The sequence below is a fragment of the Pedobacter jeongneungensis genome (assembly GCF_000633455.1).
GTDB lineage: Bacteria > Bacteroidota > Bacteroidia > Sphingobacteriales > Sphingobacteriaceae > Pedobacter > Pedobacter jeongneungensis_A.
In genome coordinates this window covers 160556-180980 of sequence record NZ_AYMG01000028.1, presented here as the reverse complement: position 1 = coordinate 180980, position 20425 = coordinate 160556, and the positions used below count along the sequence as shown (strand labels likewise).

General features: G+C 39.0%; 20 protein-coding genes. 2 read left to right on the top strand and 18 right to left on the bottom strand.

Features of this window, described 5'->3' with window-relative positions:
• Positions 1 to 53: 53 nt before the first annotated feature.
• Positions 54 to 563 carry a GNAT family N-acetyltransferase gene (locus tag U859_RS0123725; protein WP_025145764.1) on the bottom strand — a complete coding sequence of 170 codons (510 nt, stop codon included), beginning with the start codon at positions 561 to 563 and terminating at the stop codon, positions 54 to 56.
• 75 nt (positions 564 to 638) lie between these two features.
• Between U859_RS0123725 and U859_RS0123720 the strand changes: the two genes are divergently transcribed.
• Complete coding sequence (locus tag U859_RS0123720) at positions 639 to 1271, top strand: ATP-binding cassette domain-containing protein (RefSeq protein ID WP_025145763.1); 633 nt, start codon at positions 639 to 641, stop codon at positions 1269 to 1271.
• Positions 1271 to 2401, top strand: a complete 1131-nt coding sequence (locus U859_RS0123715) for a hypothetical protein (RefSeq protein ID WP_025145762.1) — start codon at positions 1271 to 1273, stop codon at positions 2399 to 2401. The genes U859_RS0123720 and U859_RS0123715 overlap by 1 nt, the downstream gene beginning before the upstream one ends.
• A gap of 266 nt (positions 2402 to 2667) precedes the next feature.
• Here U859_RS0123715 and U859_RS0123710 read toward each other — a convergent pair whose 3' ends face one another.
• From U859_RS0123710 to U859_RS0123630, 17 genes are all read right to left on the bottom strand, one after another.
• Positions 2668 to 3027: a hypothetical protein gene (locus tag U859_RS0123710; RefSeq protein ID WP_025145761.1), complete on the bottom strand. Its 360-nt coding sequence runs from the start codon at positions 3025 to 3027 to the stop codon at positions 2668 to 2670.
• An 18-nt stretch (positions 3028 to 3045) separates the two neighbouring features.
• On the bottom strand, positions 3046 to 4452 hold the full coding sequence (dacB, locus tag U859_RS0123705; protein WP_025145760.1) for a D-alanyl-D-alanine carboxypeptidase/D-alanyl-D-alanine-endopeptidase: 1407 nt from the start codon (positions 4450 to 4452) through the stop codon (positions 3046 to 3048).
• Positions 4453 to 4472: 20 nt separating this feature from the next.
• Positions 4473 to 5597: an ATP-binding protein gene (locus tag U859_RS0123700; protein WP_025145759.1), complete on the bottom strand. Its 1125-nt coding sequence runs from the start codon at positions 5595 to 5597 to the stop codon at positions 4473 to 4475.
• 140 nt (positions 5598 to 5737) lie between these two features.
• Entirely contained in the window at positions 5738 to 6340 is a 603-nt protein-coding gene (locus U859_RS0123695) for a CDP-alcohol phosphatidyltransferase family protein (protein WP_025145758.1), read from the bottom strand.
• Positions 6341 to 6400: 60 nt separating this feature from the next.
• Positions 6401 to 7390, bottom strand: coding sequence for an aspartate-semialdehyde dehydrogenase (locus U859_RS0123690; RefSeq protein ID WP_025145757.1), 990 nt, complete (start codon positions 7388 to 7390; stop codon positions 6401 to 6403).
• A gap of 525 nt (positions 7391 to 7915) precedes the next feature.
• Entirely contained in the window at positions 7916 to 8785 is an 870-nt protein-coding gene (locus U859_RS0123685; protein ID WP_025145756.1) for a sugar phosphate isomerase/epimerase family protein, read from the bottom strand.
• 10 nt (positions 8786 to 8795) lie between these two features.
• Entirely contained in the window at positions 8796 to 9668 is an 873-nt protein-coding gene (locus tag U859_RS0123680) for a sugar phosphate isomerase/epimerase family protein (RefSeq protein ID WP_025145755.1), read from the bottom strand.
• Positions 9669 to 9678: 10 nt separating this feature from the next.
• Complete coding sequence (locus U859_RS0123675) at positions 9679 to 10569, bottom strand: hydroxypyruvate isomerase family protein (RefSeq protein WP_025145754.1); 891 nt, start codon at positions 10567 to 10569, stop codon at positions 9679 to 9681.
• A gap of 1 nt (position 10570) precedes the next feature.
• On the bottom strand, positions 10571 to 11809 hold the full coding sequence (locus U859_RS0123670; protein WP_025145753.1) for a nucleoside permease: 1239 nt from the start codon (positions 11807 to 11809) through the stop codon (positions 10571 to 10573).
• A gap of 173 nt (positions 11810 to 11982) precedes the next feature.
• A complete protein-coding gene (locus U859_RS0123665; protein ID WP_025145752.1) occupies positions 11983 to 12663 on the bottom strand; it encodes a DUF1080 domain-containing protein in 681 nt (226 codons plus the stop codon).
• 50 nt (positions 12664 to 12713) lie between these two features.
• Entirely contained in the window at positions 12714 to 14171 is a 1458-nt protein-coding gene (locus U859_RS0123660) for a Gfo/Idh/MocA family protein (RefSeq protein WP_025145751.1), read from the bottom strand.
• 32 nt (positions 14172 to 14203) lie between these two features.
• Positions 14204 to 14587 (bottom strand): c-type cytochrome, encoded by a 384-nt coding sequence (locus U859_RS0123655; RefSeq protein WP_025145750.1) that lies wholly within the window; start codon positions 14585 to 14587, stop codon positions 14204 to 14206.
• Between the two features lie 21 nt (positions 14588 to 14608).
• Entirely contained in the window at positions 14609 to 15667 is a 1059-nt protein-coding gene (locus U859_RS0123650) for a sugar phosphate isomerase/epimerase family protein (protein ID WP_025145749.1), read from the bottom strand.
• Positions 15668 to 15676: 9 nt separating this feature from the next.
• Positions 15677 to 16834: a Gfo/Idh/MocA family protein gene (locus U859_RS0123645; protein ID WP_025145748.1), complete on the bottom strand. Its 1158-nt coding sequence runs from the start codon at positions 16832 to 16834 to the stop codon at positions 15677 to 15679.
• Positions 16835 to 16918: 84 nt separating this feature from the next.
• Positions 16919 to 18619: a GMC oxidoreductase gene (locus U859_RS0123640; RefSeq protein ID WP_025145747.1), complete on the bottom strand. Its 1701-nt coding sequence runs from the start codon at positions 18617 to 18619 to the stop codon at positions 16919 to 16921.
• Positions 18620 to 18644: 25 nt separating this feature from the next.
• Positions 18645 to 19229, bottom strand: coding sequence for a gluconate 2-dehydrogenase subunit 3 family protein (locus U859_RS0123635; RefSeq protein ID WP_025145746.1), 585 nt, complete (start codon positions 19227 to 19229; stop codon positions 18645 to 18647).
• Positions 19230 to 19508: 279 nt separating this feature from the next.
• Positions 19509 to 20414: a sugar phosphate isomerase/epimerase family protein gene (locus U859_RS0123630; protein ID WP_025145745.1), complete on the bottom strand. Its 906-nt coding sequence runs from the start codon at positions 20412 to 20414 to the stop codon at positions 19509 to 19511.
• Positions 20415 to 20425 lie beyond the last annotated feature (11 nt).

Here is a 20425-nt window from a genome sequence, read left to right as displayed (position 1 = left end):
CACGAATTTACGCAATAAGCCTTTGATTTTAACAAAATGTTTTAATGCTGCCTTTAAACCAGTTTATGTTTCCTGAACCCAAAAATCAGTTCATCAAAATATTCGCCATTTTTAAAAATAGTGGCTTTTAATTCTGCCTCGAAAATAAAGCCTGATTTCTTTAAAACCCGCTGCGAAGCCAGATTGGTATGTGTTGTCCGTGCAAAAATTCTATCAATATCGAAGGTAGCGAAACCATATTGAAGCATTTCTTTTATGGCAAGCGGAACAATTCCTTTTCCCCAATATTCTTCAGCAATCCAATAACCCATTTCTGCACTTTTGCTATAAATATCATTGAGTTGATGCACACCTATCGATCCTATTACTTCACCGTTAAATACAATGGCCTTAATTTGTAAAGGATGATGGCTTAAAGCAAGTTGAATAAAAGCTTCCCCATCTTTTTTCTCATATGGAAATGGGAATTTATTGGTCAGGTATTTAGAAATATTGAAATTATTGGCGTATTTAACCAAACTTTCAACATCGCTGGGCTGGTAAGGACGTAAAGTTAGTTGCATTGATGTAGGATTTTACCAAGATGAGGGTGGCCTGTAACTTTTCAACAAAAATAAAGTCAGAAATAAAATGGTTTTATGCTGCACTTCAATCAATTTGAAAAATCTTACTTCGATCATCTCGTTTTAAAGATAGATAATATTAAGCTTCCTGAAGGTGTTTTTTGGATAAAAGGAAGCAATGGTACAGGAAAAAGTACCTTATTGAAAGCAATTGCCGGGATATTGTCTTTTAAGGGTGGTATCTCAATTGGCACCGTTTATTTAAAAAATCATGGTGTTTCTTATCGGAAACTGGTCAATTTTGCCGCTGCCGAGCCATTATTTCCCGAGTTTTTGAGCGGAGCTGAGATGATCGGTCTTTTTGCCAAAGCTAAGGGGGCAATTCCTGGTCAGGCAGAGGCTTTAATAACCGATATCGGAATGCAAGATTATATCAACAATCCATTGGGTTCTTATTCCAGCGGTATGCTGAAAAAACTTTCGCTGGTGCTGGCTTTTTTGGGCAAACCTAAACTGATTTTATTAGATGAACCTTTAAATACCATTGATGCAGAATCTCTTGAGATATTGTACCGATGGATTAATGAAAAACATGAGAAAGAGAAGATTAGTTTCATCTTATCATCGCACCAGCCTTTGGATGGGTTAAAATTGCCCGGACTTAAACAACTTAATATTGAGGATAAACAATTAACTCCGAATTTTTAATGTTTCCGCTTTCGAATGTTGCTTTAAGGAAAATATTTGTGGATGGGTTTTACCGTACCCATGCAGGTATGCTGGTATTCGTTTTCGTCATGTTGATCAGTTACTGTTTATTCATTAACACTTTAGGTACAGTTCGGCCAGAGCAAATTGATTTCTGGCAGTTTTTCTTTACCATAAGTTTGGTAAGTAATCCATTAATCATGGCTTTTTATCTTGTTGCAAGTTTATTATATGGTTATAAGAGCCTAAAATATGTGCTTAACCAGCTTGCTTTGCCTCAACTGGAGTTTTTATACTACAGTTTTACCTCATCCTCAAAAAAACAACAGTTTCTCAGCTGGTCTAAAGTGTTGGCTTATATATTTATTCCTGTTTGGTGCTTTACTTTATATGCCGTAGTGATTGGGTTAGTATTTGGTTTTTATCTTATTTCTATTGGGATTTTGTTCTTTCAGCTGCTGCTGATTATTGCAGGTGCTTATATTATTTTAAAAGAAAGTAATCGTTTAATTGAAAGCAGTAAACCCAACTGGCTAATCAGAGTAAGTCGGAAATGGAACAAATCTGTGTTTTTATTGTACACATTTCAGGTTTTTAACCGATCGAAACTGGCCTATTTATTAACCAAACTGCTTTCCTGGGTATTGATTTCAAGTGTTTTTATGCTTTTTTCTGATCTGGAAGATAATTTCAGGTTACTCATGCTCATTATTTCCTCCATTGTTGTGGCGCATGTTGTGCTCATTTATCAGGAGAAAATTTTCAATGACCGTTATTTGTCCTTTTTGCCAAATTTTCCTTTTAGTAAGCCCAAGGTGTTTTTTAGCTTCTGCTTAAACTATCTCATTTTATTATTGCCCGAAATATGTTGGATATTTACTCGTTTTGGGCCAATAACTTCACCGGAGTTAGCTGTATTCGCTTTTTCTGCTATACTTTTATTTAGAAGTTTGCTTCTGCTGAATGAGATTCAGGTTAAAGGATTTTTGATAGGTGTTTTTTGCCTGTTTTTCCTCTTTTATGTGTTTATTATGTTTGGCTTAGGCTTAATGCTAATTCCACTAAACATTGTTGTGGCTTGGTTGGTTTTCAGGAGAAATTATTTGAATGATAATTACATTGATATTTGAACAGGTCGTCATCTCGACTGAAGCGCAGCGGAATGGAGAGATCTATCGAGGCAGATTTTGCTTCGCTGAGCCTTCGGGTTCTCGACTGCGTTGCACCCGATAGCTATCGGCTCCGCTCGAAATGACGACTTTTCTATAGGACTCCTTATCCATGGTCTGTGTCCGCACAGACCATCTATGAATATGATATTGTAGGAAGTAATAACTAATTTTACGAGTGTTCTGTGAGGACACAGACCACGGAATGGGATTATTTTTAATACTTACTAAATATTAGAAAACAAAAAGTTTAACCTGGCAAGTTCCGTTTTGATCTGGTTCATGCCGATTAAACCGCCTGACATGCCACTTGATTGCTGAAAAATATTAACGGTAAGTTCACCATCAACACCCGGAGCCATTGTTACGCTAAATTTAAAATAAGTTACAAAAGCACCCAGTAAAAGTCGTTTTATACGGCTGCCTTTTTCTAAGATTAAATTTCCATACTGATCATTTGTAACGTTATAACCTTGCTGCTCCATTAGATCAATGATTTTTTTAGTCATTTCTTCTGCTGAAATACCTTTATATAAGTTCGAAATCAGTCCATCAACAGTTTGAAGATTTTTTACAAAAAGCGCCATATTATTTTTAGTTTGGGATTATTTTAATTCATCTAATACCTTAAACAACTTTTTGTTGATACTGTTTCCGCTATAATTATTAATATTAATCACCACCACATATTTGTTACCAGCCGCGTCCGTATGGTAACCTGCAAATGCCGAAACATCGTTTATGGTTCCGCTTTTAATTTTCATACCATTGTATTCTGGCAGGGCTTTATAATAATCAGGAAACCAGTTTTCTTTCTGAATCTGAAAAAGCACATTAGCCATTGCCGAGGTTGTGATTCGGTCGCCTGGTGAGAGTCCGCTGCCATCGATAATATTCAATGCTGTTCTATCAACTCCTTTATCAGCCCAGAAATTGATTTCAGTTTCAGCGCCTTTACTGGTTGTACCTGCTTTGCCCGATTTTATGGCAATGGTTTTTAAAAGTGATTCGCCATATAAATTGATGCTTTTCTTTAAAAACCAGTAAGTAATCTCACTTAAGCTTGGCGAACTGATGGTACTTATTTTCTGTGTAACCGAAGGGATGACCTGATTGTTCAAGGTCATTAACCTTGCCGTTGTGGCCTGCTGACCGGTCGAAATCCCCAATCTCTTCAAAGTATCCTGTAAACGGTAGGCGCAATCAAAAGCGGGGTCGGGGAGGGCAACAGAAATACCTGTTTTGGCAATGCCAATACCCCAGCTACCGCGGAGGTAAGCAACATTGCTGTAAGGCGGAAGAAAAGCATAACTTCTATCGCCAGTTCCAGATGCTCCGGTTTTTAACTCATTTACAATTTGCACATAAGGTGTAGCTGGGGCTGTTTTTACAATTTTCACTTCATCTGCTGTGCTGCTTCCTGGCCTTAAATGTATATCGAATTGATTTTCCCTCCAGGCTAGGCCAGAAGTTCCGGCACCGTAATAATTGCCGATATCCTGCCAAACCCAACCTTCAGGTGTGGTTTGTGTGCCGAAAATACGGTCATCACCAATTACCGCACCTTCAATCTTTTTAATACCTGCAGCTTTTATGGCCGCAACCCAGGCGGTTAAAACAGCGTTTTCTTTATTTTGATAACGCCACGAACCCAAAGTTGGATCGCCGCTACCGATAATGATCAGGTTACCTTTTAATGTTCCATCTGTAGTAATTGTTCCGGTATAGGCCAAATTAGTCTGAAACTGAAAATCTTTCCCTAAAATACTGAAAGCTGTTGCTGCGGTAATGGTTTTTAGTGTTGAAGCAGTGGCCAGACCAATCTGCTCATTTTTGGCATATAATGTTTTGCCTGTACTGGCATCCAAAACACAAAGAGATACTAGAGCATGTTTTGCCTGTTCGTCGTTTAATAAATTATTAAAGGCTTTTTCGATGTTTTGTATCCTGTTTTGAGCATTTGCTGCAATTGCTAAGCACAGCGATAAGGACAATATTTTGAAAAATTTCATTTTTTTTGCAGGCGATTATTTTATACCAGGAAACTGGTATAGTTAGCTTTATTTATAACGTATGTTTCGTTAGTGGGGTATGCATCTAAAAAAGTTGAAGGAAACTTTACTTTTTTATTCGCGTTCCACTTGATCTCTATGGCATTTATTTTTCCATCAACTTCTTCTATTAAATCAATTTCCTGTTGCTGAAAACTGCGCCAAAAATAATATTTTGCATGCTTTCTTTTATTATTACTGGCCTTTATGTATTCAGATACAATGTAATTTTCGAATAACTGACCAGCATCCTGTCGTAAGCCGAGCATACTAAAATTTTCGATTACCGCGTTGCGAATTCCTGTATCATAAAAGTATATCTTTTTGCTCTTTTTAATTTCGTTCCGCAGGTTACTGCTGTAAGCACCTAGCCTAAATACAACGAAACATTGTTCTAATAAATCGATGTAACGCTCAACAGTAAGTTTATCGGCCTCAATCATTTGGCCAAGTTCAGTATAAGAAACTTCGTTACCAATCTGTAGGGCCAATGCCTGTACCAGTTTTTCGAGCTGTAAAGGTTTTCGGATGCCTGTTAGGGATAAAATATCTTTAAAGAGATAACTGTTTGCCAAATTTAATAACAGCTCTTTTTCTTCACCCGGATAATTGATCGCATCAGGATAAGTACCATAAATTAATCTTTTTTCTAAAGCCTGTTCTTCAGTAAGCACATTAGTGTCTTCAATAAGTTCTGCAACAGAAAAAGGGAAGAGGTGATATTCGAATTTTCTTCCGGTTAATGATTCTTTGATGCCAACAGCCAGATCTAATGATGAGGAACCTGTAACCAATAACTGGACATCAGTAAAATTATCGACGATCAGTTTTAAGGTTAAACCAATATTGGTAACTCGTTGTGCTTCGTCGATGAAAATGATTTTGTTAACACCGATAATTGATTTGAGCCTTTCGATACTGATATCAGTTAAGGTAGCACGTACGTTTGCCTCATCGCAATTTAGAAAAACAAAAGGTAACTCCTTCTTATTTACTAACTCCTTCAACATAGTGGTCTTACCCACTTGTCTGGCGCCAGTAACAATAATGGCTTTTTGTTTAAAAAATTTCGATTCGATGTGATTCTGCAGATTTCTGATAATCATCTTACAAATTTTGCTTCTCTCAAATATAGCAAAATTCTGTGTTAATCACTAAATTTTATATAATTTAGTGATTATGATCTCTTTTTTATATATAATTTAGTGATTACGATCGCTAAATTATATAATTATAAAAATATAGTTTACCCGTTGAATAACTTATTGCGTTTAATTTCTTTTCCCTGCCTCAGTTTTACAGCATGATAAATGGTTGGTACATCATTCGTCCATTTTTTGAGGGTGAAAACAATGGCGAGTATCTCTAACCGGGTAGCCAGGCCGAGCCAAAAACAAATTTCAAAGAGCACGACCGATTCGCAATGAACCATAATTTCGACTAAAGTAGCGAATATGGTAAGCGTCCAGATTTTAGCACCGATAGAATGTGTAGCGATTTCCTTTTTGAATTTGATATAGCTTAATACATAGGTTGAAGCTTCGAAAGCACCAAGGACAATTAATTTGACCAGGTTGGTATTAAAGAAATCAGGACATTGGATATAAGTGGCAACTGCTACCGAAATAAAAAATACCTGATCGATTCCGGAATCCAGCCGCCTTAACTTTTCGGAAGAAATATTGAGCTTACGGGCAATAATTCCATCAAAAACATCGGTTAACAAACCAATGGATAATAAGGTGATGGCTAAAAAGGAATAATGGCTAACATGGAAAACGCTTAATAGAATGATTCCAAAACCGATAAGTAATCTGGAATATATAAGCGCAATGGGAATATGTTTCATTGTTGGAGCGCATAAAAAAGCCTCCCGATTTTACATCGGGAGGCTTTTGAGTTTTATTGATTAAACCAATTCTTTCTGAATCAGGTATTCGGCAATCTGAACTGCATTGGTTGCTGCACCTTTACGTAAGTTATCAGCAACAATCCAAAGGTTTAGGGCTTTAGGAGCCGACTCATCCCTACGGATACGGCCTACAAAAACTTCATCTTTTTCGTGTGCATCTTTCGGCATTGGGTATTTTAAGTTAGCCACATCATCAACAACGATTATACCAGGCGATTTTTCTAAAATACTACGCACTTCGGCTAAATCGAAATCATTCTCGAACTCGATGTTTACCGACTCTGAGTGACCACCCATTACCGGGATACGAACCGTTGTAGCGGTAACTTTAATGCTATCATCGCTCATGATTTTGTTCGTTTCCTTAACCATTTTCATTTCTTCTTTGGTATATCCGTTTTCCAAGAAAACATCAATATGAGGAAGCACATTTAAATCGATTTCATAAGGATAAGCTTTCGGGCCATCAATACCTTTACGCTCATTCATTAATTGCTCAACCGCTTTAACACCTGTACCGGTAACCGATTGATAGGTAGAAACTACCACACGTTTAATTTTGTATTTATCGTGTAAAGGTTTTAAAACCACCACCATCTGGATGGTAGAACAGTTTGGGTTAGCAATAATTTTGTTATCGATAGAAAGTTCGTGTGCATTAACTTCCGGTACAATTAATTTAATTGTAGGATCCATTCTCCAGGCAGAAGAGTTATCGATAACCGTTGTTCCAGCCTCTTTAAAGCGTGGCGCATGCTCTAATGAAGTATTGCCACCAGCCGAAAACAAAGCGATATCTGGTTTCATGCTGATTGCAGTATCCATGCTAACAATTGGGAACTTCTTACCCTTAAAAGTAATTTCCTTACCAACACTCTTTTCTGATGCTACGGGAATTAACTCTGTTAAAGGGAAATTTCTTTCCTCCAATACTTTTAACATGACAGTGCCAACCAATCCGGTTGCACCTACTACTGCTACTTTCATTTTAATTTTTTTTTATATTATTAATTATTTGATATAAGCCCAAATATGCTAAAAATTAAGCTTATATCCCTATTGTTACCAATTAAATTTGCTTTTAATATTTAAAATTTTGGGTTTTCGATAGAAAATATGGTAGAGGATAGATCATTAATTCGATTTAGTAAAACTTGATAAGAGAGGCTTTCTTTCTTTTTTGGAAAGCAGGTTCCAGCGTTTATCAGTTACGAAAGTCCTGCCATCTGCTTTATCGCGATGAAGAATCGGGATGCCTGCTACTGTCAGGTTTAATTAACCTAGGTCAGCCGTTCTAACATGAAGAGATCATTAGTGCGGTAGTTCTGCGTTAGGGATTGTAAGGGTTCAGTGCCGATGTTTTCATCGGTACCGAAGCGAAGCGGAGCCCTGAAAAGCCCGACCCTTGCGTAGCATGGGAAACGCCATATCAGTTTGCAATCTGCAGTTTACAGATAGGATCGTTTTTTATATACCCCACAGGTTTTTTAATACCTGAGGGGTATGATAAATTTAAATCAAACTTGCTTTGATATAATCGCAGCTTGTTTTGATCGAGCCAATTGGATCTGGCTGATAGTTATTTTCGTGCTCAACAAAAAAGTGTTGCATGCCTGAAAGTTTTGCCTGAGCAAAAATCGATTTAAAATCAATTGATCCTTTACCCACCTCGGTGTTTAATTCAGGTTTGGCTTTGTCCATATCTTTTACGTGCCACATTGGGAAACGGCCTGGGTATTTTTTAAATAATGCTAACGGATCATTACCTGAACGTACTACCCAGTATAAATCCATTTCAAAATTAACCAGGTTTTTATCGGTTTCAGTTAAGTAGACATCGTAACCGGTGGTATCGCCCAAATTTTTAAACTCGAAATCGTGATTATGATAAGCGAATTTTAATCCCGAAGCTTTTGCAATTTCAGCCACTTTGTTAAAATCGCTTGCGGTTTTTTTGAAACCATCGGCACCTTTACTCATATCAACGTGTGCGCCGGCAATGGTAAAATATTTACCACCAATTGCTGCTGATGATTCGATATCTGCTTTTAACCTATCGGTATTTCCTGTTTTTACAAAATCATCCATGTGGTAATGACCACTTGGTGCTTTTAAGCCATTGGCATCAAGTAAAGCTTTAAATTCTTTAGGCGTTAGGCCCCAAAATTTTCCATTGGCAAAACCATAAGTTTCAACTTCTTTGTATCCGGCTTTTGCTACTTTTTCAATAACGCCTTTTACATCTTTTGGCAATTCATCGCGTAGGGTGTATAATTGCAGACCAACATTTTTGCTTACTTTATCAAAAGCAAATGATGGGATTAACAAAGCCGCTCCGGCTGCTAATCCTGCTTGTTTTAAGAATGTTCTTCTTGAATTCATTGCTTAATGATTAAATAATTTCTTTTTTAATAAACGCGCAGCTTGCGGTAACGGAACCGAGCGGATTTGGCTTGTAATTGGTTTCGTGCTCTACGAAGAAATGTTTCATCCCCGAAAGTTTAGCCTGGGCAAAAATAGGTTTGAAGTTGATAGAACCCGTTCCCACTTCTGCATTTAATGCCGGGTTGGCTTTATCCATATCTTTAACATGCCACATGGTAAAACGGCCCGGATTTTCTTTGAATAATTTAATTGGATCGTTGCCTGAGCGTACTACCCAATATAAATCAAGTTCGAAATCAACCAGTTTTTTATCGGTTCCTTTCAACAGGATTTCGTAACCGGTGGTATCACCTTGTTTTTCGAATTCGAAATTGTGGTTATGATAGGCTAATCTGATACCGGCTGCTTTTGTCAATTTTCCAGCTTCGTTAATCCTGGCTGCGATTTTTTTATAATCGTCGGCATTTTTTCTGATACTTCCGTCTAACCAGGGAATGGTTACGTATTCGCTGCCCAGTACTTTTGCTGCTGCAATTGCCGCTTTAAGTTCTGTGGTATTTCCATCAGCCAGGTAAGTGCCTAAACCGTAGTGGCCACTTGGTGCTTTTAATCCGTTAGCATCTAATAATGCTTTAAATTCTTTAGGCGTTAATCCCCAAAATTGATCTTTTATCGAAAAACCATAGGTTTCAACTTCTTTGAAGCCAGCTTTTGCCACCTTGGCAATGGTTCCCTTTACATCTTTAGGAAGTTCGTCCCTTAAAGAATATAATTGTAAGCCTACTGCTTTTTTATCGGCAGCAAAAGCGAACGACGGCGCCAAAAGTGCTGCCGCTGCAGCCATACTACTATTGAGTATAAAACTTCTTCTTGATATCATAGGTATATTTTTAAATGTCGCAAATTGAGATTGCCTTTTTTAAGGAGGCTATTTTATCAGCGTTTTTAGGTATAAATTCTTGTGCAACGAAACCTTTAAAGCCGGTTTCGGCAATGGCTTTCATTATGGCCGGGTAATAAAGCTCCTGTGTATCATCAATTTCGTTTCTGCCCGGAACACCAGCAGTGTGGTAATGGGCAATGTACTGATGATAATCTCTAATGTTCCTGATCACATCACCTTCATCAATCTGCATGTGGTAAATGTCGTACAGTAACTTAAAGTTATCAGATCCTAAACGTTTGCAAAGCTCTGCTCCCCACGAGGTTCTGTCGCACTGGTAGTCTTTATGGTTCAGCTTGCTGTTTAATAACTCCATTACCAGAACAACATTGTGTTTTTCGGCCAATGGCATGAGTTGTTTAAGTCCTTTAACACAATTGTTCCAACCCGTTTCGTCATCTTTGCCACGGCGGTTTCCGCTAAAACAGATGAGGTATTTATACCCGGCTTCGGCAACAAGCGGAATCATTGCTGTATAGTTCTGGATTAATTTTCCGTGGAATTTCTCGTCGTTAAAACCATCTACCAGATTAATTTCTGCTCCATTGCACATGGTCGATTCCAAGCCATGTTTTTTCAAGGTCGGCCAATCTTTAGGGCCAACCAGATCAATGCCTTTAATGCCGATTTTTTTTGCTTCGACGCAAAGTGTTTCTACATCTAAACTGCTAAAACACCAGCGGCAAACAGCGTGGTTGATATTTCCTTTTAGCCTTAGCGGCTGATCTGATGCTGATTTATCCATTGCTAATGCTGAAAATCCTGAAGAAACACCAATCGCAGCAGTTCCTGCGATGATGTTCTTTAAAGCATTTCTTCTGTTTACGTTTGAGGCCATGTTAAACTGCTTTAGCTTCTATTTCAGATTTAGTTTTATCGTTGAACAGCAGGGCGAATAATAAGAAAACCGCAGCAGCAATTCCTGCCGGGATAATCCAAACCATTTTCCAATCAGTTACTTCTCCGGTTTTATACATGTCGGTAATTAATCCGGCTACTTTAAAGCCAATCAACATACCCACGCCATAAGTTGCAAGCGTGATAATACCTTGTGCTGCACTTTTAAATTTTTCTCCGGCTTTTGAGTTGGTATAAATCTGACCAGATACAAAGAAGAAATCGTAACAAACACCGTGAAGGGCAATTCCAATGATCAGCATAAAGCTCAGGTTGCCTGCATTACCGTAGGCAAAAAGGACATAACGTACCGCCCAGGCCAGCATACCAACTATAATAGTTTTCTTAAAGCCGTATTTTGAGAAGAAAACGGGAATCGCCAGTAAAAATAATGCTTCCGAAACCTGGCCTATGGCCATTTTACCTGTTGGGTTCGAAACTTTGATATCTGCTAAGAAAAGACCTGCATTTTGGTAATAAAAAGCTAATGGGATACAGATCAGGATAGAAGAGATAAAGAAAACAGCAAAGTTTTTATCTTTTAACAGTTTTAATGCATCCAGACCTAAAATGTCACCAATTTTTATTTTCTCGTCTTTGGCAACTTTTGGAGGGGTTGCAGGTAAAGTAAAACTAAATAAACCTAATACCAAAGATGCGATACCTGCCATTAAAAAGGTGCTTTTTAATAATCCCGCCTGAATTCCTTCCGGAGAATCCCAGTGGAATGCAAAACTGATCAGTAAACCAGCAATGATCCACCCGATGGTACCGAATACCCTGATATTTGCAAATTCTTTTTCAGCATCTTTCATTTGGTTAAAAGAAACCGAATTTACCAGCGCAAGGGTAGGCATGAACAAAATCATGTAAGCTAAAACGTAAGGGTAAAAAACACTTACATCTGGCGCACTATACATCTGGTACATTAAAATGGCACCAATAATGTGTAAAACACCTAAAATTCTTTCAGCGTTAAAATACCTGTCGGCGATAAGGCCAATGATAAATGGAGCAATAATGGCGCCCCAGGATTGTGTTGAAAATACAGAACCAATTTCAGAATTGGTTGCCTTTAGGTTATTGTTTAAGAAAGCCCCTAAAGTTACAAACCATGCGCCCCAGATAAAAAATTCCAGGAACATCATGGCAGAGAGTTTAAAGCGAGTAGTGCTATTCATTTGGTTTATATAAGGTTATTAGGTTTAAGGTTTAAGGCGTAGGGTTAAAACTAAGGATATAATCCTCAACATTTACCTTACGCCTTCAGCCTCATTATATTTAAGTTTTAGATATATGGTTAAATCGGAAGAAAGGAAACCTTCAGCCTTTTACCTTACACCTTTAACCTATTTTAAAGTTCTTTTATAGAGATGTTTTTGTACCAAACTTCATCTCCGTGATCCTGTAAAGCAATTTTGCCGGTTTTAAACGTTCCCCAGTTTTCCCATGTTGCAAATTTACTGCCTGCAACAATTTTTTTCCAGTTATCATCCCAAAGGGTAGTTTTTACCACTTCAACTCCGTTTAAAATTAAAGTTAAATTACCTTTTTTACTAATGATTTCTGCTTTATTCCATTGACCAACAGGTTTAACCGGTTCTGATGAACTTTTTACCAGGTCATATAAATCGCCGGCACGGTGTTTGGTGATTTTTCCATCCGGGTGACCGTCGTTGTCGATTACCTGCATTTCTAAACCTGTAGAGTAGGTAGCGTGATATTTAGGTTCTTCGTGAACGTAAAAAATTAAACCACTATTCGCTTTCGGAGCCACTTTCCACTCATATTTTAAATGGAAATCGCCATATTCCTTATCCGTAACTAAATCGCCACCGCCATCAGCGCCTTTTTTAGCTAAATCTAAGTGCAATGCACCATCCTGAACCTGCCAACCACTACCAACAGTAGTTTTGTTATAGGTATGCCAACCTGTAGTGGTTTTACCATCAAACAGTGGTTTAAAGCCCTTTTGAGCTTTTGATATTTGTGTAACTGCTAACAGGATACAAGCAGAAAGAAAGATTTTTTTCATTTTTTTTAAATAAAACCTCGCAGTTTTTTTTGCTGCGAGGTTTGTGATAATTAAAGAGTTAAATTGTTCCAGCCCTGGCGGTATTCGCGTTTTACAAACTGGTTTGCTTCGTCAAAATTGGTAACTTTCATGTTGTCGTTATCCCAGAGCATTTTAGTGTACCTGCCTGGATAAGTAGTTTTACCATTAACTGTTTTTTGGATATCGAAACTTCTGATTGCTAAATTCGCCATTAATAATGCTTCTGTTAACGCTCCTGCAATTTCGAAAGGAGAACTTACTTCCTGTTTGCCATAACCTGCAATTGCGGCTTCAACCCATTGTTTATAGTGTCCGTTTGCACCATTTGGTACGCGGGTGTATTTTGGCGCAACTTTAATATCCTTATTTCTGCTTAAAGGCAATAATTTCGGATTGGCACTATAGGTTTCAGACATCATTTTACCTTTTGTACCGATAAACAAGGTACCATTACCTCCATCGCCAAAAGTTTCGTCAGCTTCTAATTCTTCTGGGCGTTCCGGCTGGATACCACCATCCATCCAATGTAAGGTTACATCACCTTTGGTTTTATTCGTTTTAGGGAATTTTAAGGTAACGTGGCTTGATGGAGGGCAGCTTTCAGGGAAATAACCGCGTTTAAATTCATCTACATAAACAGAGCCTACACTGGCTTCAACTTCTTTTGCATATTTTAAGTTTAATACGCTAAAAGGAGCTTCGATTAAGTGGCATCCCATATCGCCCAGGGCACCAGTTCCATAATCCCACCAGCCACGCCAGTTAAAAGGAACGAGTTTGTCTATAAAATCTTTTTCAGGAGCAGTACCCAACCATAAATTCCAGTCTAATTCTTTTGGAATTTCAGCTTTTTTTGTTGGTCGGGGAATACCTTGTGGCCAAACCGGTCTGTCGGTCCAGGCGTAAACCGTATGTACATCACCAATTAAACCCGCTTCATACCATTCTTTCATTTGGCGTGGACCATCGTTTGATGCACCTTGATTACCCATTTGAGTAACCACTTTATATTTTTTGGCAGCAGCGGTTAAGATACGCGCCTCATAAATATCGTGTGTTAAAGGTTTTTGCACGTAAACGTGTTTACCCAGCTGCATGGCAGCCAAAGCCTGTATGGCATGGTTATGATCGGGAGTGGAAACAGAGACCGCATCGAAGTTTTTATGTTCTTTATCCAGCATTTCGCGCCAGTCTTTATAGTATTTGGCTTTAGGGAAAGCTTTCACACTATTGGCTGCACGGCGATCGTCAACATCACATAAAAAGGCAATATCTGCTTTTCCGCTTTTGTTGAACATATCTAAATCGCTCTGGCCTTTTCCGCCGACACCAATGCCGGCAACCAGTAAGCGATCGCTTGGTGCTAAATAACCGGGTCCGCCCAATACATGGCGGGGCACGATCATAAACGCTGCGGCAGCGATTGCCGAAGTTTTAATAAAATCACGGCGGTTACTCGTGTTTTTATTTTCTTGCTCTGTTTTCATAGTAGTAAATCGATTTGCTAATTTGGTTAAAATTATTTTTTAAGGGATAAAATGTACTTTACCATCAATTTTGCATCGTCTTTTTTAAGTGTAGCATGAGCAGTCATTGGCATATTGCCCCAAACCCCGGTACCACCTTTAATAATTTTATCGGCTAACATGTTAATGTTTTTCTCGGTAGCCGGATATTTTTTTGCGATTTCCACATAAGCAGGGCCAATAATTTTGTTGGTTTTATTGTGGCAACCTAAACAATCTGATTTATTGATCAGTTTTTCGCCAGGATTCGATTGGAAAGCAGCATGGTTTGTCATTGTTGCTGTTGCAACTACCGTCTTCTCTTTAGCCAAATCTGCTTTTGAAAATGAAGCCATAAAGATGACTACAGCGCCTAAAATTAAAAATGTCTTTTTCATTTTGTGTGTGTTTTGTGTTTGTTAATCTTGTAATCCTAATATTCTTTTATTGAAAGCGCTATCACTGCCAGATGCAGCAAAATCATCAAATGCTTTATCTGTTACGTTAATGATGTTCTTTTTAATGAATTCGGCACCTTCTCGGGCACCATCTTCCTGGTTTTTAATGCAGCATTCCCATTCCATAACGGCCCAACCTTTAAAATCATATTGTGCCAATTTACTAAAAATGGTTTTAAAATCAACCTGGCCATCTCCTGGCGAACGGTAACGGCCAGCACGGTTTGCCCAACTCTGGTAGCCACCAAAAGTGCCTTGTTTGCCTGTAGGGTTAAATTCTGCGTCTTTAACATGGAAAGCTTTAATGCGTTCGTGGTAAAAATCGATGTATTGAATGTAATCCAATTGTTGCAACACAAAGTGTGATGGATCATACAATAAGCATGCCCGCGGGTGATTATTTACTGCGGCAAGGAACATTTCGTAAGTTTCGCCATCAAATAAATCTTCTCCGGGGTGTATTTCGTAGCAAACATCAACACCACATTGGTCAAATTCGTTTAAGATCGGGGTCCAGCGTTTTGCCAGTTCTGCAAAACCTTCTTCAACTAATCCGGCAGGGCGTTGCGGCCATGGGTGGAAATATTGCCATAATAATGAACCACTAAATGTTGCATGTGCATTTAAGCCTAAATTTTGAGAGGCTTTTGCTGCATATTTCATTTGTTGTACGGCCCATTCTGTTCTTGCTTTAGGGTTTTTATGCAGTTCTTTTGGAGCAAACGCATCAAAAAGATCATCGTAAGCCGGATGTACGGCAACCAATTGACCCTGCAGGTGTGTAGAAAGTTCGGTAATTTCTAAACCATAAGAAGCAATTTTCCCTTTCAGTTCGTCAGCATAAGTTTTACTTTCAGCCGCTTTTTGAAGATCAATAAACCTTGCATCCAGGGTTGGCATCTGAATACCTTTAAACCCTAATCCGGCTGCCCATTCGCAGATATTCTCTAAGGTATTAAATGGCGCTTCGTTGCTTATAAATTGTGCTAAAAATACTGCTGGTCCTTTTATCGTTGTCATGCTGGATAGTTATAGTTTATAATCGTGCCACTTTTGATCAGACTGGCTGGAAGCTACTACATTTTCAATAAATGCCATTCCTCTTACACCATCTTCTGCACCTGGAAAATCCAACATTTCTGCAGTAGGCTGCTCGTTGTTCAGCTTTGCATCTATTGTTAACGCGAAGTTTTTATAAATATTGGCAAATGCCTCTAAGTAACCCTCGGGGTGACCGCCCGGTGTACGGGTATTGTGCTGAGCAAAACTGCCCATATAGCCATTACCCGTTCTGTAAATCTGAGCTGGTGCGTTTAACCACCTTGCAATTAAAGTATTTGGTTCCATTTGGTGCCATTCTATGCCACCTTTTTCACCGTAAACCCTGATTTTTAATGCATTTTCTTCTCCGGCAGCAATTTGAGAGGCTACCAGCACACCGTTACTTCCGTTATCAAATTTTAACAATACGTTACCATCATCATCAATTGCTCTTCCAGGAACCACAATATTTAGATCGGCACATATTTTTGTGATTTTTAAGCCAGAAATATATTCGGCCAGGTGTGCAGCATGTGTACCAATATCGCCCATGCTTCCGCTTTTTCCGGTTTTTGATGGGTCTGTACGCCAGGCAGCCTGGGCATTGCCTTCGCGTTCTGAAAGGGTGCTTAACCAACCTTGAGGATATTCTACCACAATTTTTCTGATCGCACCTAAAGCACCTTCGCTAACCATTTGTTTTGCCTGTTTAACCATTGGATAACCTGAATAAGTATGGGTTAAACACAAGGTTAAACCTGTTTCTTCAACTTTTGCTTTCAGCTGTTTTGCTTCTTCTAAAGTTAAGGTCATTGGTTTTTCGATTACCACGTTAAAGCCTTTATCCAAAGCCATCATGGCAGGGGCGAAGTGGGCAAAATTTGGGGTTACGATGGTTACGAAATCGATTCTTTCGTCTGCTGGCAATTCACTTTCCCTTGTCAGCATTTCTTCGTAATTGGTGTAGATCCTGTTATCAGGAAGGAAAAGTAATTTTCCAGATTCATACCCGATTTCAGGGTTTACACTTAAAGCTCCGGCAGATAATTCGATCAGGCCATCCATATTGGCAGCCAAACGGTGTACGGCACCGATAAAAGCGTCTTTTCCACCGCCTATCATGCCCATTCTTAATTTTCTTTTCATTTTTGAGGTATGGGGCATAGGGCTAAAGGCTTAGGGCATAGGGAGATTGAACCCTACGCCTTAAGCCTTCTACCTTAAACCTTTCTAGATGTTCTTTTTCTTTAATTCTTTTACAGCATAATCGCAAGCTCTTGCGGTTAAGGCCATAAATGTTAACGATGGATTTTGGCAGGCGATTGATGGCATACAAGATCCATCAGTTACAAAAACGTTGTTTACTTCGTGCATCTGGTTCCACTTGTTCAGTACTGAAGTTTTTGGATCATTACCCATCCTTGCGGTACCCATTTCGTGGATTGCCATACCTGGATAACAGCCTGCATCGTAAGTTTTGATGTTTTTCATGCCTGCTTTTTCTAACATTTCGGCCGCATCGTTCATCATATCCACACGCATTTTTTTCTCATTTTCTTTGTATTCGCAATCAATGGCCAATACCGGCTGTCCCCATTTATCTTTTTTACTATGGTCGATGTAGACCTTGTTTTCGTAATAAGGAAGCATTTCTCCGAAACCACCCAATCCCATGGTCCATTTGCCTGGTTTGGTCATTTTTTCTTTCAAGTCCGCACCGAACGATAATTCGGCTACATCACTTTGCCAGTTTGCCCTGCTTGCACCACCCTGATAACCGAAACCACGTAAATAATCACGTTTATCATTACCAATGTTCTGATACCTCGGTACGTAAATTCCGTTTGCACGGCGGCCGTAAGTATATTTATCATCAAAACCTTCGGCTTCGCCTGATGCGCCGCAACGGAAATGGTGATCCATCAAGTTGTGACCCAATTGTCCGCTGGCATTACCCAAACCATTTGGATGTGCTTCTGAAGTTGAGTTTAATAAAAGGAATGTTGAACCTAATGTAGAACCGTTTACAAAAACAATTTTGGCATAAAACTCCATTGTTTTGTTGGTCTGTGCATCAATTACCATTACCCCTTTTGCTTTTTTCGTATCCTTATCATAAATGATGTGGTTTACGATAGAGTAAGGGCGTAAAGTTAAACGTTTGGTAGCCATAGCCGCAGGTAGGGTAGAAGATTGCGTACTGAAATAAGCACCAAAAGGACAACCACGGCTACATAAATTTCTGTATTGGCAATTGCCACGACCTTTGTGAGGCACTGTTAAATTGGCGGTACGGCCAATCATGATGATACGCTCTCTTTTATAATGTTCTTCTACGCGTGCTTTTACCGATTTTTCTACAATGTTTAAATCCATTGGGGGTAAAAACTCACCATCGGGACAAGTAGGCCAGTTTTCTTTTGAACCACTGATGCCGGCAAAACGCTCAGCATAATCGTACCAGGGCGAAAGTTCTGCATAACGGATAGGCCAGTCTGCACCGTGACCATCTTTTTTATTGTCTTCGAAGTTGTGATCGCTTAAACGGTAACTCTGACGGCCCCACATTAGGGATTTTCCACCCACGTGGAAACCACGGTACCAATCGAAACGTTTATCTTCGGTGTAAGGGCATTCCAAATCGTTTACCCACCATTTTTCGTTTGCTTCCTGATAAGGGTAATCTCTTTTTTGTACAGGGTGGGTACGTTTTTGCTCTTCGGTTAACTTACCTGCATGTTTAAAATCCCATGGGTTTTTCATGGCGGTTTCGTAACCTGTAATGTGCTCAATGTTCATTCCTCTTTCGAGCATCAGTACACGTAAGCCTTTCTCTGTAAGTTCTTTTGCAGCCCAGCCGCCACTAATCCCCGATCCTACTACAATAGCATCGTAAGTATTTTCTGCTTTTAAATCTGTATTTAAATTCATGATGTTTTGTTATTGAGGTTAAAAATTAGGTTGCCCATGATTTTTGGCCTGGTTTTAAAGGCGCGTTACCATCATATCGGCCCGGAATAAGCACGTATTCGCGTGCTTTGGTGCAACCAATCTCTGAAGAATAATAACCGAGTAAGGTTAAATCTCTGGCTGTGATGAAAAAGTAAGTCAGATCTTTGTTTTCTTCTGATTTACCATCTTTTTGAGCAAGTGCGATTGTTCTTAAATCGATCATTAATTTTTTGCGGTCGGCTGGTGTTAAAGCCAGGTAGCTCTTACCGAAATCTTTCATTGATTTTGCCTGAAGATCTTTAAATCCCTTCGAAAATGAGGTTTGCATTTCGGCAGGGTAACAATCTTTCATCATCATCGGAATAAACTTGCCTAAACCTGCGGCTTTGGCACCTGCAGAGGTTTTGGTAGTCGGGACAATAATATCAGCAAATTCGGCAAAAATCTTTTCGTCTTCCAGCGAATAATTCACAAAGTTTTTTTCGTTTTCAGGGAGCGTAAAACTTTCAAATAAAACGCCCATTGTACTTGCGGAGATTGCTCCTCCCAGCAAGAATGCAACGTTTTTAAGTGCTTCTCTTCTGTGCATCGTCTTTATGGTTTTATATATTGGTTATATATGTGTTGAATTAGTAATATTAGAAAAAATATAGCGGAAAGAATAAATTTTTCGGGTTAAATTATCAGACTGCAATGCGATTGTTACCGAGTAGAATTATTCTAAATAAATGGATTTTTCTTGCTCTATTGCTATTTAGATCAATATTTTATCGCCGTTTTACTTGGTGTAAAAAGTACATTTAGTGTAGGTGAGCGGCTTATTTACTAATAAATTCTTAAAACAGGCTTTTTAAAGGGGAAATCTGTCCTAAAGCAGATTCTTTTTGATGTAATTATAACTTTCGGCAATACTCTCGTAAGGTGCTTTTTTGATGATATCCTGTTCTGTGAAAATGTAGTCGACACCGGCCAGTTTTGAAGCCGCAAAAATACTTTTGAAATCGATCCTACCTGCGCCCACTTCGGTAAAAACGGCTTTGTCTGTTTTATCCATATCTTTAACATGGAACATTTTATAACGGCCCGGATTTTTCCTGAACATGGCTACGGGATCTAAACCTGCATTTACTGCCCAAAAGATATCGAGTTCGAAACCTACCAGTTTGGCATCGGTTTCTTTTAACAGGATTTCGTAACCAGTAACACCATTACCCTGATCTTTAAATTCGAAATTATGGTTATGGTAGGCCAGTTTCAAACCCGATTTTTGGCAAAGTTCTGCTGCCTGGTTAAATCTGGCGGCCATGCGTTTGTAATCATCTAATGTTCCGTTGGCCCTGATATCGGTTGGCAAAGCAGGAATCACAAAATATTTTTGGTTTACGGTGGCCGCGGTTTCGATATGCGACTTTAATACTTTATCGTCTCCTGAAGATAAGAACTCTGTTACATTGTAATGTCCGCTCGGGGAGGTGAGTCCGTTTGCTTGCAATAAAGCATTGAAATCTTTGGCTTCCAAACCCCAAAAACCTTTCACCTCGTATTTGCCCGGATAACCATAATAGGTTTCTACCTGGTTATAGCCGATTTTGGCAACTTGTTGGATGGTGGCTTTTACATCAGCTGTTAACTGCTCCCTAAGGGTGAAAAGGCCGATCCCGATTTTTGAAACTTTTGCCGACTGAGCTAAAGCTGTAGTAATGATAGCTGGACTTAAAAAGGCTGCCGCACCTGCTAAGCCTGCCTGTTGTAAAAATGTTCTTCTTGTTGTCATGATGATGTTTT